This is a genomic window from Burkholderia sp. Ax-1724 (assembly GCF_011752995.1).
Classification (GTDB): domain Bacteria; phylum Pseudomonadota; class Gammaproteobacteria; order Burkholderiales; family Burkholderiaceae; genus Paraburkholderia.
Genome location: NZ_VWWL01000017.1, coordinates 56,715 through 71,763, shown reverse-complemented (window position 1 = coordinate 71,763; position 15,049 = coordinate 56,715). Strand labels below are relative to the sequence as shown.

Below are 15,049 nucleotides of genomic sequence, written 5' to 3'. Positions count from 1 at the left end.
TGAACGGACAGTCGGTGATGAAATCGAAATCGGCGAGGCGCGAGCAACGCGGCGCTGCGACGAGGCGGCTACGGCTACGGCTACGGTTTCGGCTGCGGCTTCGGCGACGCGCCGACGGACGGCGGCGTTTGTGCCGGTGCCGGCCGATCCGTTTGCGGGTCCGCTTGCCCACGTGCCCGCGGGTCTTCGTACCACCACATCGACGTGATCCAGCCTTCCGCGCCATAGTACAGTGGCAAGGTCTTCGGCCAGGCGAGCCCGCGCTTGAACGCGACCCGGTGCGTGCCGCTGTACCAGTGCGGCACGACGTAATAGCCATGCATGAGCAGACGATCGAGCGCGTGCGTGGCGTCGGTCAGTTGCTCGCGCGTTTGCGCATGCACGAGCGCGTCAAGCACGGCATCGACCGCCGGCGACTTCACGCCGATCGCGTTGTCGGAACCGGGCGTATCGGCGGCCTTGCTGCCGTAGCGGTTGACCTGCTCCGAACCGGGCACCTGAACATCGGGCATACGCAGCGTCGTCACGTCGAAATCGAATGCATCGAGGCGCTTCTGGTAGACCGCGAAATCGGCCGTGCGGAACGTCACGGTAATGCCGAGCTTCTGCAGATTGCGCGTGAAGGTCGCGATGATCGGCTCCATCGACGATGCCGAGCCCGAATCGTCGAGAATCTCGAAGCGGAACGGCTCGCCCCTGGCGTTGCGCAGCGCGCCGTCGCGATAGACCCAGCCGGCCTGCTGCAACAGATCGCGCGCGCGCAGCAGATTGGCGCGCAGCGAACCGGGCGGATCGGTATCGGGCTGCGTCGGCATCGGACCGAACACGGCTGGGTCGAGCTTGTCGCGAAACGGGTCGAGCAGCTTGAGTTCGCCCGGCGACGGCAACCCTTTCGCCTGCCATTCGGTATTGGCGAAATAACTGTCGATACGCGTGTACTGGTTGAAGAACAGTTGCCGGTTCAGCCACTGGAAGTCGAGCGCGAGATCGAGCGCCTTGCGCACGCGCACATCCTGGAACAACGGCCGCCGCGTGTTGAGGATGAAGCCCTGCATGCCGGAGCCGTTGTGCTGCGCGAATTCGCGCTTGACCAGCTCGCCGCTGTCGAACTTCTTGCCGATGTCGCGCCGCACCCAGTTGCGCGCGATGTATTCGACGAGTGCATCGTATTCGCCGGCCTTGAACGCTTCGAGCCGCGCGGTGCTGTCCGCGTAGAGCTTATAGACGATGCGCTCGAAGTTGTCGGTGCCGACGCGCACCGGCAGATCGGCGCCCCAGTAGTGCGGGTCGCGTTTAAACGTGATCGTGCGGCCGTTGTCGTAGCTCTCGATCAGATACGGGCCGCTCGCGATCGGTTTTTCGAACGCGAACTGGTCGAACGGAATCCGGCGGCCGTCCGGCTTCATCCCCCACTTGCGCGAGAACACCGGCATGCTGCCCGCGACGAGCGGCAACTCGCGATTGCGGTCGCGAAACTCGAAGCGCACCGTCTGCGGATCGACGACGACCGCACGCGTGATCTCGCCGAAAATCGATGCGTATTGCGGCGCGGCCTGCGGGCTTTTCAGCGTGTCGAACGAGAACTTGACGTCGTCGGCGGTGACGGGGTCGCCGTTCGAGAAACGCGCGTGCGGGTTGATGTGGAACGTGACCGAGAGACCGTCGGGCGCGACGACGATGTCGTCGGCGAGCAGCCCGTACGCCGATGCGACTTCGTCGCCGCTGCCGGTCGTCAGACTCTCGAACATCATTTCGAGGCCCGGCGCCTGATTGCCGCGCAGCGTGAACGGATTGAACTTGTCGAAGCTCGTCAGGCGGCTCGGGTTCGCGAGCACGAGCGTGCCGCCCTTCGGCGCATCGGGATTCACATAGTCGAAGTGCTTGAAGCCGGCCGGATATTTCGGCTCGCCGTATTGCGCGATCGCATGGACCGCTTGCGCCGGCGCCGCCGCGAGCAGACCCGCACAGGCCAGCATGGCAGCGAGCGCGGCGCGCAAGGGTCCATGAATCACGTGGTGCAGAAATACATGAGGCGTTCGAACCCGTCGCGAGCCAGTTGTCATAGAGGTCTTGCTGATGAGTGGGCAATGGCGGTGCGGGGCATTCTACCCAATTAATCCGCGCAATCTGCTCGACTCGTGCAAGGCCATGCGTTGTGGTTACAAACGCTCGCACCAAAGAAAAACCGCCCTTGCGGGCGGTTTCCGTTTTGCGCTGCCGGTTAAGGAGCGTAATGAGCTGCGCAACACGCAGCGTGATGCCTGACACCGGCTCAACGCCGCAGCACCAGGCAGCGCTGACTCAGTGCCGACTCAGTGCCAACCGCGATGATTGCCGCGATCGTGTCCATAGCCGCCGCGTCCCGGCGGATGGTGGCGATACCAGTCGTCACGCGCCCAGTAGCGATGGCCGTCCCAGTAACGGTCGCCATGCCAGCCGATCACGATCTGCGGACCACCGTAATAAGCAGGCGCCGGCTGATAGACGACGGGCGGCGGCGGCGGTGCGTAGACCGGAGCCGGCGCAACGTAGACCGGAGCGGGAATGCCGATATTGACGCCGACGTTGAGGCCACCGGCCATCGCCGCACCCGACGCGGCCAACGTCAACACCCCGAGCACAAGCGGAACAAGACGAGCGGACTTCATTGATCACCCTTTATGGAAACACGTTTTGTTGGCGGAAATATAACGCAAGGTCGCGTCGCGCGTATTTCAACTTTGTAATAACTGATGCTGAAAATCGCGTGCTCACGCAACAGGTAACGTCTGGTTACATCGGACATAAAGCGGTGAAGAAGGCGGCAAAAAATGGCCTCGCCCGCCGCCTGCGGCGCTTCGAACCGGTTCGTTTTGCCGACACCGAAAACGAACATTACGATGTTCGAAAGAACATATAAACCTGTCTAACAAAAAATCAGTCATCAGATCACATTACGATCTGAAATAAGAAATCTCCAAATTATCCCGGAAAATCAAGGAAACTTTGAGAAATCGACATGGTTTTCCCTGGTATCTCGGCCCATTGCAAGTGGTAGGATGACTGTCACCGAAAATCAACAAATGTTCGAATTCGCGCATCAGCGAGCGCCGCCACCCGCGTGGCGTTTCGCCGCGCCACGGAGACTGATTTTGAAAACGATCAAGGGATTGCGCTGGTGGATCATCGCCCTCGTCTGCCTCGGGACGATCATCAACTATCTGTCGCGCAACGCGCTCGGCGTGATGGCCCCCGAGCTGATGAAGCTGCTGCACATGAGCACACAGCAATATTCGTATGTCGTCGGCGCGTTCCAGGTCGGCTACACGGTGATGCAGCCGATCTGCGGCCTCATCATCGATATGATCGGCCTGCGGCTCGGCTTTGCGCTGTTCGCCTGCCTGTGGTCGCTGACCGGCGTGTTCCACGGTTTCGCAGGCAGCTGGTTTTCGCTCGCGGCCTTGCGCGGCTTCATGGGCCTCTCCGAAGCGGCCGCGATTCCGGCCGGCATGAAGGTGGTCGCAGAATGGTTTCCCGACCGCGAAAAATCGGTCGCGGTCGGCTACTTCAATATGGGGACCTCGCTCGGCTCGCTGCTCGCGCCGCCGCTCGTGGTGTTCCTGTCGCTGCGCTACGGCTGGCAGAGCGCGTTCGCGGTCACCGGCGCACTCGGCTTCGTGTGGGCCGCCATGTGGTATCTGATGTATCGCTCGCCCAACGAACACAAGCGCGCCAGCGATGCCGAACGCAGCATGATTCTCGACGGCCAGGCGCCGCCCGCCGCGCAGCGCGCGAGCGTGCGCGAGGTGCTGCGCACGCGCCGCTTCTGGGCGATCGCGCAGGCGCGCTTTTTCGCCGAGCCCGCCTGGCAAACGTTCAGCTTCTGGATTCCGCTCTATCTCGCCACGCAGCGTCATATGGATCTGAAGCAGATCGCGATGTTCGCCTGGCTGCCGTTCCTTGCCGCCGACCTCGGCGGCCTGTTCGGCGGCTACCTGTCGCCGTTCCTGATGAAGCATCTGCGCGTGCCGCTGATCTGGTCGCGCATCGCCGGCGTCGTGCTCGGCGCGCTGATGATGCTCGGGCCGGCGTCGATCGGCTTCGTCTCGTCGCCGTATCAGGCCATCGCGCTGTTCTGCGTGGGCGGCTTCGCGCACCAGATGCTCTCCGCGCTCGTCAACACGCTCGCCGCCGACGTCTTCGACCCGGGCGAGGTCGGCACCGTTGCCGGCTTTGCGGGCATGGCCGCGTGGATCGGCGGCCTCGGCTTCTCGCTGATGGTCGGCGCGCTCGCCGATTCGATCGGCTATACGCCGCTGTTCGGTGCGCTCGGCGTATTCGACATCATCGGCGCGACGCTGCTGATCATCCTGATGCGCGGCGTGCCGCGCCATGGCCGCGCGCGCCGCGCCGAACTCAACGCCGGCACGGCCGCGTAACCTTCCTCGAGACCCATCATGCCCTCATCGACCACTCTCAGGCATCCGCCGCGCTTCGCGCTGTCGTCCACGGCCGGCAACCCGATCGTGCTGACTGCGCAACCGAACTGCCGCATCGAACTGTTCGTGCTCGCGGACGACATCATCCGCGTGCTCGTGCTGCCGGACGGCGAAACGCGTGGACCACGCACGTGGGCGATCGCGCCCGGCGCCGACGACGTGCCGCTCGCAGGCCGCGAACGGCACGACCTGAGCGGCTTCACGCCGCCGCCGTTCACGGTCTCGGAACAGGCCGGCCACGTCGTGATCGAAACCGCGCGCGTGCGCGTGAGCGTGGCGCTCGAAGGCGGCACCTGCGCATGGGACATCCTGCACGAGGGCACGTGGCATCGCGTCATGAGCGATCGCAAAACGCAGGCGTACAACTTCGGCTGGTGGGACTCGCGCGTCTATCACTACCTCGAACGGCGCCGCGACGAAATGTACGTCGGCTTCGGTGAGCGCGCCGGCTCGCTCGATCGCGCGCAGCAGAGCTACGAGATGCGCAACATCGACGCGATGGGCTACAGCGCGCGCACCACGGACCCGCTCTACAAGCACATTCCGTTTTACGTGACATGGCAGCCGCAGACGTCGACGGGCTTCGGGCTCTTCTACGACACGCTCGCCGATTGCCGCTTCGACATGGGCCGCGAGCTCGACAACTATCACGGCCACTATCGCCATTTCATCGCCGAGCATGGCGATCTCGACTATTACTTCATCGCCTCGCCGGGCACGCCGCTCGACGCGGTGCGCCGCTTCACGTGGCTCACTGGCCGTCCCGCGTGGATGCCGAAGTGGGGCCTCGGCTACTCCGGCTCGACGATGAGCTACACCGACGCGCCGGACGCGCAGCAGCAGATGGGCGAATTCATCGAGCGCTGCCGCGAGCACGACGTGCTGTGCGATTCGTTCCATCTGTCCTCGGGCTATACGTCGATCGGGCCGAAGCGCTACGTGTTCAACTGGAATCACGAGAAGTTTCCGGACATCGACGGCTTCGTGCAAAGCTATCTCGATCACGGCGTGCGGCTGTGCGCCAATATCAAGCCGTGTTTGCTGCAAGACCATCCGAAGTTCGGGGAAGTCGCGCAAGCCGGTCTGCTGATCGCAGCATCCGACGGCGAACCCGCATGGGTGCAGTTCTGGGACGAAGTGGGCGCCTATCTCGACTTCACGAATCCGGCAACGATCGACTGGTGGAAAGCGCGCGTGAAAGACGCGCTGCTCCGGTACGGCATCGCGGCCACGTGGAACGACAACAACGAGTTCGAGATCTGGACGCCGAATGCGCTCGCGCATGGCTTCGGCCGTGCCTATCCGGAGCATCAGGCCAAGGTGTTGCAAACGCAATTGATGATGCGCGCGTCGCACGACGCGCAGCGCGAGCATGCGCCAGACAAACGGCCGTTCCTCGTGTCGCGCTCGGGCGGCGTCGGCATGCATCGCTACGTGCAGACATGGTCGGGCGACAACTACACGTCGTGGGAAACGCTGCGCTTCAATCTGAAGATGGGCCTCGGACTCGCGATGTCCGGCATCTCGAACAGCGGACACGACATCGGCGGCTTCGCGGGTCCGGCGCCTGGAGCGGAACTGTTCGCGCGCTGGGTCGCGTTCGGCATCTTCCTGCCGCGCTTTTCGATTCACTCGTGGAACGACGACGGCACCGTCAACGAGCCGTGGATGTACCCCGAGGTCACGCAACAGGTCGCCGATCTGATCAAGCTGCGCTACCGGCTCATCCCTTACCTGTACGAACTGCTGTGGCAATCGCACAGCGCTTACGAGCCGGTGTTGCGGCCGATGTTCGCGGAGTTTCCGCACGATCCGCGCTGCCTCGCCGACGGCGACGACATGATGCTCGGCTCGTCGATGCTGGTCGCGCCGGTGGTCGACGCGAACCGGACCACGCGCGACGTGTATCTGCCGGCCGGCACGCGCTGGGTGTCGTACTGGAGCGGCGAGACGTTCGCTGGCGGCCAGACCGTCACGCTGCCGGCGCCGTTCGAGCGTCCCGTGTTCCTGCTGCGCGAAGGCAGCGTGATTCCGCTGAACGTTGCCGAGCAGCACTTCGGCCGCCCCGCCGACGAACGCGCGTTCATCGCGGTGCCGTATGCGGGCATGGGCACCGCGCAAGGCGGCTCGATCGAAGACGACGGCGAGAGCGAGGCATGGCGCAACGGCGAGCAAGGGCGCTGGAAGGTCGCGCTATCGAGCGACGATACGGGCACGTTGCGCATCGCGGTCGAGCGTCCGGGCTGGCTGCCGCAATCGCAGGTGCAAGCGCAGGTTCGCATCTTCGTGCCGATGAGCGAAACGCGCGCGATCGTCTGCGCAAACGGCACGCTGGCCGACGACCATGTCGCGGACGGCTGGCGCTGCCTGACAGTTTCACTGCCGCACTGAGGTATCGCGAGACACTCGCCAGCACCACGAGGCACAAACGAAGCACAAACGAAGCACAAACGACGTACGAAGTACAAAAGACGAAGTACCGCGCAGCACGAAACAACAACCGCAGCGGCCTGAGAGATCGATGAACGCCCTATCAACTCCGACCCACTCCAATCGGAAACTGACCGAGCGCTCATTGATCTCTCAAGCCTATTCATCCAGTCTGGAGACACGTCCATCATGAATCCCATCCAGCACGCGCGCATCCGCGCGTTCGTCCTCTGCTGCCTGCCGTTCGCGGGCGCCGTATTGTCGACCAACGCATCGGCGCAAAGCAGCGTCACGCTGTATGGCGTCGTCGACAATGCGTTCAGCTATGTCAGCAACCAGAAGGGGCATTCGAACTTCTATATGAGCCAGGGCAACCTGCAGGCGAGCAAGTTCGGCCTGGTCGGCTCGGAAGATCTCGGCGGCGGCACGAAGGCGATCTTCCGGCTCGAAAGCGGCTTCAATTCGCTGACCGGCGCGCAAAGCACCGCGGGCTACCTGTTCAACCGCCAGGCTTATGTCGGCCTCGCCAATGACCGCTACGGCACCGTGACGCTCGGCCGCCAGTACACGCCCTACTTCAACATGGTCGGCGCGCTCGGGCCGACCGGCGTGCTGACCGGTGCGACCGGCGCGCACCCCGGCGATATCGACGCGCTCGACACGACGCTGCGCTTCAATAATTCGGTAACCTACTTATCGCCGACGCTCGCGGGCCTGCAGATGAGCGCGCAATACGCGCTCGGCGGCGTGCCGGGCAGCGTCGCGAACGGCAGCAATTTCAGCGCGGCGTTCCGCTACGACTATCAGCCGGTGTCGATCGCGGCCGGCTACGTGAAGCTCAAGGACGTCGCGACGAGCGCGGCGCTCGGCAGCTTCGCGATCAACTCGCCGGTGAACAACGGTTATGCGAGCGCGCGCAGCGCGCAACTGTTCGCGGCGGCGGGCCGCTATAGCTGGCACGATCTGATGGTCGGGCTCAACTACTCGAACGTGCAGTACGCGCCGGGCAACGGCTCGCTGTTCCTCGACAAGGCCGTGTTCAACACCTACGGCGTGATTGCGACCTACCGGGTCACGCCGAGCGTGACGGTCGGCGGCGGCTATAGCTTCACGCAGCAGAGCAAGGCGAACGGCATCGACGATCCCGCGCACTACCAGCAGATTTCGTTCGAGCAGACGTACAACCTCTCGACACGCACGACGCTCTATGCGCTCGAGGCATATCAGCATGCGAGCGGCAAGGCGCTGATCGCGGCGGGCAGCGGCGTGAGCATTGCCGACGCGGTCGCGGTGGTGGGCGACTCGCAGAACACGACGCCGTCGTCGGGGCCTTCGCAGTTCGTCGGGATGGTGGGGTTGCGGCACGCGTTCTGATTGAACGTCATTGGAGCGGGTGCTGCTCTTCGTCCATGACATGGGTTGACCGAGGTTTTCCGATTAGATAAGACGACGCAGCATGATCGCTCGCGCCCGAGTCGCGAAACCGATCTGTTTGCACTGTCATAGTAGCTTCAACTGCAATGACTGACGGGCCTGCCGGAGCAATCCCGCGCAGGCCTTTGGTTTTGATTCCGATCTCACAATCCCACTTTTCGGAGTTATCCCATTCCAATTGAAATGGACTTTTCCGAACATAGCCTGGCACGGCACATCTACGCGAAACGGACGTACGTGAAAGCGCCGCGAGCGACGCCGAATGGTTGATCGTTTACTGGCTAACAACAGGTCAAACTCAAATCAAAGTGGAGATGGTGTGGCGGATACGCCACTCGATTTTCTAAAGATCACGATAGGCGATGTGATCATTACGGGCGTGGAGCCCAATGCGGCGACCAGCACCTACTGGGAGCACGTAACGCTCCCGTTCGCCAGGGTGAAGCAGGAATACACCGTACAAAGTCAACTCGGCGCGAGTAGTCTTGGCGCATTCCTCGTATCCGCTGGACTCCTGGTTCTGGATGACCCTGAAGGCAAACGCCGGCAGTTCAAATATGCCGGATTTGGGATGGCTATCTCCGTCCCGATTCCGAAACTGCTGCACAGAAAACTAACCTTGCCCAAAATAACCCTCAAAGGACGGGAAATCGCTGGAACCGGATCAACAACCGACTTCCCCAGCAACGGCATCGTCTATGAAACAGCAGCATGTCATGGCAATCTCACGCCACAAAAGTTGGAAGGTGATGCGATCTATTTTGACGGCAGCTCTGACCTGCTCTACGGTACGGATGTGACGGTTTTGCTTTGTGGCATAAAACCTGAGCTACTGGAAATGGCGATCATGATTCAGTCGTTCATGACCCTGGCTGTCAATGCCGCCCCTGCCGTGATCGTTGTTCGCGGCGTTAACGAGGGACTACAGGAAGGCTTAGGCGGGGGTCTCATGCCCGGACAAATCATATGGAAAGGCACCTATGACAACGACAGCTAAACGAGACTCGGCAGATACCTGGCCTAAGCGGAAATCCGTTCGGACCAGCCACTTCTCTTTATTAAAATGAAAGAATATGAAAATACATTTGAAAGATAAGTCGCTTCTCAATATGCTATGCATCGGTCAATAGTCACCTGTTAAAACTAGAGTCGATGCATGGCATGCATACCTAAAATGGCGGAAGATCATATAAAAAGTACTCAAACAAAGATCATCATTTCTCGAATAAATTTCACCACTCTGTCATGCAAGAGTTGTAGGCTTGATTCCTTGTGAAAATCGACCGGCATTGAACATTTCAATACCGTCGATTTTGGCCGTGCGGTTTACCGATTCAGAATCCGATGTTCTGATCGTTTAGAGCGTCACGCAAGCGGCATCTCTAACGCGGTACGGCCTCTCATTCCGCCCACGCCTTCGCCACACCCGCTCTCGCCCTCGCACCTATCCCACCGCCCGGACCATGCCTACTCCGGGCGACACATGTCACCAACGAACGCCTCCGCCGATCCGTCTCGAATCGCGTCTCGCCCACCTATTCCTCTGACAATCACGACGAAATAGCGAACCATTTCGTGAAGTTTCATTTAATTCAGGATGACAGATAAACACATGACAGTCATATAAGAATTAATTTTTGCATAACGTGATAACGATTCTTATTCGTCGCACTCCAGATTTAAACGCGTCATTCGATTGACACTTGCCGATGACTAAATATCGCCGTGCTGACAGCGCAAGAGCAGTGCTGTTATGCGTCTCGCGTGAATCGACCGTCAGCACATCTGAGCAATCAGGGGCGATATCTCTACCAAATGATTCCGTTTGAATCAGATCAACAATTCTGTTTTGAATTCTTTGGAGAAGCACGATGAATCGAAAGCTCGTTCAGTCCGGCATTGCTTTAAGCCTATTAACCAGCTGCGTGGCCTTCGCGACTCCGCAGAGCAACATGGCGCTTCTGCCCACCGGCCAGTTCATTTCCCCGATGGCCATCCCGGGTGCCGCGCAACAACTGCTGAATCCGCAGCTGTCGGCCAAGCCGACCCAGGTGGTCAGCGGTGCCATCAAGTCGCAGCTCAGCCCGGACGGTAATACGCTCGCGGTCATCACCGCCGGCTACAACACCGTCTACACGGGTACCAACAACAACACGCTCGACAAGGCCGATTCGACCCAGTACATCTTCATCTACGATGTGTCGGGCGCCAACAAGGCCAACCCGCAACTCGTGCAAGCCATTCATCAGAACAATGCGTTCGATGGCCTCGCGTGGAACGGCAACCAGACCCTGTACGGCACCGGCGGCGCCGACGACAAGGTCTACGTGTACGGTCGCGCTTCGGCGGCGCCGTCGGCCCAATGGTCGCAGACCGCGGCCATCGCGCTGAATCACACCACGGGTATCGGTTCGGGCGTGAAGCCGAACGCCGGCGGTCTCGCCGTGTCGGCCGACGGCAGAACGCTGGTCGTGGCCAACAACTACAACGACTCGATCACCCTCATCGACACGACGTCGAACACGGTCACGTCGGAATACGACCTGCGTCCGTTCAACACGTCGGGCGCGCAAGGCGTCGCCGGCGGCGAATACCCGTGGGCCGTCTCGCTGAAGTCGGACGGCACCGCGTTCGTTTCGTCGGTGCGCGACCGTGAAGTCGTGGTGCTGAACCTGTCGAACCCGGCCGCGCCGCAATTCATCACGCGCATTCCCCTGCAAGGCAATGCCTACGGCATGACGCTCTCGCCGGATCAATCGAAGCTCTACGTCGCCGTGTCGAATGCCGACCAGGTGGCGGTCATCGATACGTCCAGCCGCAAGGTCCAGAAGACGATCGACATCGCCAGCCTGTCCGGCGACGATCAGGACGACGACGATCACGATCATGGTCACGGCAACGATCACGGCCATGACAACGATCACGGCCACGGCTGGGGCAACGACAACGATCAAGGCCACGGCCATGGCAACAGCAAGAAGTACAGCGGCCGCGATACGGTCAACGTGACCGTGTCGAAGGACGGCAAGACGCTGTACGCGGTCAACAACGGCGATAATTCGATCGCCGTGATCGACCTCGACGGCCAGAACGGCTACCACGTCGCCGGCCTGATCCCGACCGCCTATGCGCCGAAGGACATCACGCTGAGCGCCGACGGCTCGCAGATGTACATCATCAACGGCAAGTCGAACACTGGCCCGAACCCGCTCTACACGCCGGGCGGCGCCACGGCCCAGTACCAGTTCGGCCTGGAGCAGAGCAGCCTCGTCAGCGCACCGGTTCCGCGCGGCGAAGTGCTCGAGCGCCTCACGAACCAGGTGGAAGAAAACAACCACTACTCGGTGAAAGAGTCGCAAAGCGATCGTCAGACGATGCAGTTCATGCACGATCACATCAAGCATGTGATCTATATCGTCAAGGAAAACCGCACGTTCGACCAGATCCTCGGCGACCTCGGCAACGGCTCGAACGGCGATCCGACGCTCACGATGTACGGCAAGGCCACGACGCCGAACTTCCACAACATCGCCAGCAACTTCGTCACGATCGACAACTTCACCGATCCGGGCGACGGCTCGATGGACGGCTGGTCGTGGGTCCAGCACGCGCACGTCACGCCGACCGAAGAAGTCTCGCAGCAGGAAAACTATGCGGGCGTCACGCGCGGCATGTCGTACGAATCGGAAGGCAGCAACCGCGGCGTGCCGGTCGGCCTCGCGACGACCGCCTTGCGCGATGCCGGCACGGGCGGCAGCTTCACGACGGGAACGTCGTCGCTGCCGGGTGGCACGGCCAACGTGCTGCCGGGTATCGCCGACATCTCGGTGCCGGATGCGCCGTTCGGCTACCAGAAGGCCAACATCTACGATGCGGTGCTGCAAGCCGGCGGCTCGGTGCGCGACTACGGCGGCATGGTCAACAACACGGGCTCGATCGGCACGATCGCGAGCCCGCTGCTCACGCCGTTCGCCTCCAACATCATTCAGGTTCACCCGGTCAAGCCGACGCTCGTCAATCTGACGGACCCGTACTATCGCGGCTTCGACCAGTCCTATCCGGACACCTTCCGCGAGCTCGAATGGAACCGCGAGTTCCAGCAGTACGTGGCGAACGGCAATCTCCCGTCGTTTGAATTCGTCCGCATGGGCTCCGACCACACCGGCAACTATGCGCAGAACGTGGGTCAGATGGCCTCGGCCGAGCAGGAAGAAGCCGATAACGACTTCGCCGTCGGCAAGCTGGTCGAAACGGTCGCGAACAGCCCGTACGCGAAAAATACGCTGATCGTAGTGGTCGAGGACGACTCGCAGGCCGGCTCCGATCACGTCGACTCGCACCGCGCTCCGGCGTATGTCGTCGGCGCGTATGTGAAGAAGCAGGCGATCGTCAGCACGCCGTACAGCCAGGTTAGCGCCGTCCGTACGATGGAAGATGTACTGGGCACCCAGCACATCGACCTGAACACGGCCTACGCGAAGCCGATGGCCGACCTCTTCGACACGCACTCGAATGGTTCGTGGACCTACACGGCCGTTGCCTCGACGATCCTGAAGGGCACGAACGTGGGTAACGTGGCCACCGGTCCGACGTCGGGCGGTAACGACGGCAACCAGTACGCGCAGGGTCCGGACATTCATCCGCTGCACGGCGCGACCTACTGGGCGAACGCAACGAAGGACTTCGACTTCTCCAAGGAAGACCTGATTCCGCCGGCGCTGTTCAACCAGGTGCTGTGGAAGGGTGTGATGGGTGACAAGCCGTATCCGACGCCGCATTCGATCTATTCGAAGGTCGCGGCGGACGGTACGAAGACGGTCGCCGCCTCGGACGACGACGACGATTAAGTCGGTCGCGCTGTCGTTCGCCCCTGGCGCAGACGGGTTGCATGACCCCGACGCGCCGGGTACGCGGTAACGGGTAGCGGCGGGCGGCGGTCTTTCGGGACTGCCGCCCGCTGCCATCGGCGCCTCGCCACGAGCCGGCATGCCGATAGGCGCATGGCGATGACCGATGCCCGCTTCCTGCTGTTCCTGATCCTGAGTACCTTGAATTTGCGTCAAGCGATGTGCCTAGGTTCGCACCGGATTGCCGGGGCGAAGGTTCGTCTGAATGAATCGCCTGAATCGGGTCCACAGCATGCAGATTTCGCATCCCCTTTATTCGGTCCGCGCACCGGCATTGCCCGGGCGGCTGAACGTCCGGGCAACGAGCGCCGTCGTCGTGGCTGTCGGCATTCATGTGGTGCTGCTCGCGGCAGTGCTGAACCATCGCGACGAACCCATGCCGTTGTTGGCTGAGCCGCGCACGATCACCGCCGAACTGTTGCCGCCCGCGCCGATGACCGCGTCCGCGGTCGTGCAGTCGCCCCCTGTTTCGCACCCTGCCTCGCCCCCGCAGCGTGCGGTTCCCGTCGAGACGGCGAAGCCCAAGGCACCGCCCATAACCCCGAGAACCATCAGTAAAACGAATCATCCGGCAACGCCGACGCATGAACCCGTGACACCCTCACCAGGCAGGCTTGCCGCGGCCGAGCCCGCTGCGACGACAGCGGCCGCGGCCACGCCATCGCCAGCCGCGACCCCAGCCGCCGCGGCATCCGCCCCGCCGGCGCCGCCCTCTTCGCCGCCCGACGCGAGCCCGGGCCGCCCCACGATGGCCCTCGATGCCCCGCAGGATATCTCGCATCTGCACTGCGGCATTGCCCAGCCGCCCTACCCGGAACTGTCGCGCAAACGCGGCGAATCGGGCTCCGTGACGGTGAAGTTCATCGTGGGCTTGACGGGCCAGCCTGAGTCCGTGGAACTGAAAAGCAGCAGCGGACACAGCCGTCTCGACGAAGCGGCGCTGGCCGCCGTGCGCGACAGCAGCTGCCGGCCCTATCTCGAGAACGGCACGCCGCGCCGTGTGCCGACGTCCGTTCCTTTCGTATTCGCGCTGAACGACTAGCGCGGATATTCAACGAGGAATCTATTATGCAGAACTACGGTATTGCGCACTTCCTGACAGCCGGCGATTTCGTGACGCGCGGCATCGCGCTCGCACTGCTGGTCATGTCCGTGCTCTCATGGAGCGTGATGATCGTCAAAGGCTGGAACGTGATCCGGCTCAAGCGGCTGGCCCGCAGCGTCGAACAGGCCACCCGACATCTGGATGCCTTTACTGACAGCGCGAAGCCGGCGGAAAACCGTGCGGCAATGCTGCGCGCCAATCCGTTTCTCGCGCTCGCACTAGCGGGCAAGGAAGCGGCCGAGCATCATCGCCGGATGCAGCCGCTTCAGCGCGAGCGCGTGGACGTGTCGGACTGGATCACGCGCTGCCTGAAAGACACGATGGACGAAAGCATCGCCCATCTGCAGAGCGGACTCTCGATCCTCGCGTCGGTCGGCAGTACCGCGCCGTTCGTCGGGCTGCTCGGTACGGTATGGGGTATCTATCACGCGCTGCTGGCGATCGGCATGGCGGGCGAGTCGTCGATCGACCGGGTCGCGGGCCCGGTCGGCGAGGCGCTGATCATGACGGCGTTCGGCCTCTTTGTCGCGATTCCCGCCGTGCTGGGTTACAACGCGCTGACACGCGCCAACAAGGCGCTCGCCGGAAAGCTGAAGCGGTTCGCGCATGGGCTTCACGCGTACTGCGTGAGCGACCCGAGCCTGCCGGCCTCGGAACAGGGCGCCGGCCTGCGGCTCGCCACCGTCAACGACTGA

At 62.3% G+C, this 15,049-nt stretch carries 10 protein-coding genes; 8 read left to right on the top strand and 2 right to left on the bottom strand.

The genetic code is table 11. The annotated features are described in order from the left end of the window. Nucleotides 1-80: 80 nt before the first annotated feature. On the bottom strand, nucleotides 81-1,976 hold the full coding sequence (locus F3J19_RS20390; RefSeq protein WP_240159116.1) for an extracellular solute-binding protein: 1,896 nt from the start codon (nucleotides 1,974-1,976) through the stop codon (nucleotides 81-83). A 336-nt stretch (nucleotides 1,977-2,312) separates the two neighbouring features. After that, on the bottom strand, nucleotides 2,313-2,648 hold the full coding sequence (locus F3J19_RS20385) for a hypothetical protein (RefSeq protein WP_167045088.1): 336 nt from the start codon (nucleotides 2,646-2,648) through the stop codon (nucleotides 2,313-2,315). Here F3J19_RS20385 and F3J19_RS20380 point away from each other — a divergent pair. The 8 genes from F3J19_RS20380 to F3J19_RS20345 all read left to right on the top strand — a co-directional run bounded on the left by F3J19_RS20380 (nucleotide 2,648) and on the right by F3J19_RS20345 (nucleotide 15,049). Then, nucleotides 2,648-2,899 carry a hypothetical protein gene (locus tag F3J19_RS20380; RefSeq protein ID WP_167045085.1) on the top strand — a complete coding sequence of 84 codons (252 nt, stop codon included), beginning with the start codon at nucleotides 2,648-2,650 and terminating at the stop codon, nucleotides 2,897-2,899. The two genes, F3J19_RS20385 and F3J19_RS20380, sit on opposite strands and share 1 nt — an antisense overlap. 232 nt (nucleotides 2,900-3,131) lie before the next feature. Beyond that, on the top strand, nucleotides 3,132-4,418 hold the full coding sequence (locus F3J19_RS20375) for an MFS transporter (RefSeq protein WP_167045082.1): 1,287 nt from the start codon (nucleotides 3,132-3,134) through the stop codon (nucleotides 4,416-4,418). An 18-nt stretch (nucleotides 4,419-4,436) separates the two neighbouring features. Next, nucleotides 4,437-6,869 carry a glycoside hydrolase family 31 protein gene (locus F3J19_RS20370; protein WP_167045079.1) on the top strand — a complete coding sequence of 811 codons (2,433 nt, stop codon included), beginning with the start codon at nucleotides 4,437-4,439 and terminating at the stop codon, nucleotides 6,867-6,869. Between the two features lie 228 nt (nucleotides 6,870-7,097). Then, on the top strand, nucleotides 7,098-8,282 hold the full coding sequence (locus F3J19_RS20365) for a porin (protein WP_167045076.1): 1,185 nt from the start codon (nucleotides 7,098-7,100) through the stop codon (nucleotides 8,280-8,282). Nucleotides 8,283-8,604: 322 nt separating this feature from the next. Continuing rightward, nucleotides 8,605-9,339, top strand: coding sequence for a type VI secretion system tube protein Hcp (locus F3J19_RS20360; RefSeq protein WP_167045073.1), 735 nt, complete (start codon nucleotides 8,605-8,607; stop codon nucleotides 9,337-9,339). Nucleotides 9,340-10,294: 955 nt separating this feature from the next. Next, nucleotides 10,295-13,189: a bifunctional YncE family protein/alkaline phosphatase family protein gene (locus F3J19_RS20355; RefSeq protein WP_240159109.1), complete on the top strand. Its 2,895-nt coding sequence runs from the start codon at nucleotides 10,295-10,297 to the stop codon at nucleotides 13,187-13,189. 265 nt (nucleotides 13,190-13,454) lie between these two features. Beyond that, entirely contained in the window at nucleotides 13,455-14,291 is an 837-nt protein-coding gene (locus F3J19_RS20350; RefSeq protein ID WP_240159108.1) for a TonB family protein, read from the top strand. 26 nt (nucleotides 14,292-14,317) lie between these two features. Then, nucleotides 14,318-15,049 carry a MotA/TolQ/ExbB proton channel family protein gene (locus F3J19_RS20345; protein ID WP_167045066.1) on the top strand — a complete coding sequence of 244 codons (732 nt, stop codon included), beginning with the start codon at nucleotides 14,318-14,320 and terminating at the stop codon, nucleotides 15,047-15,049.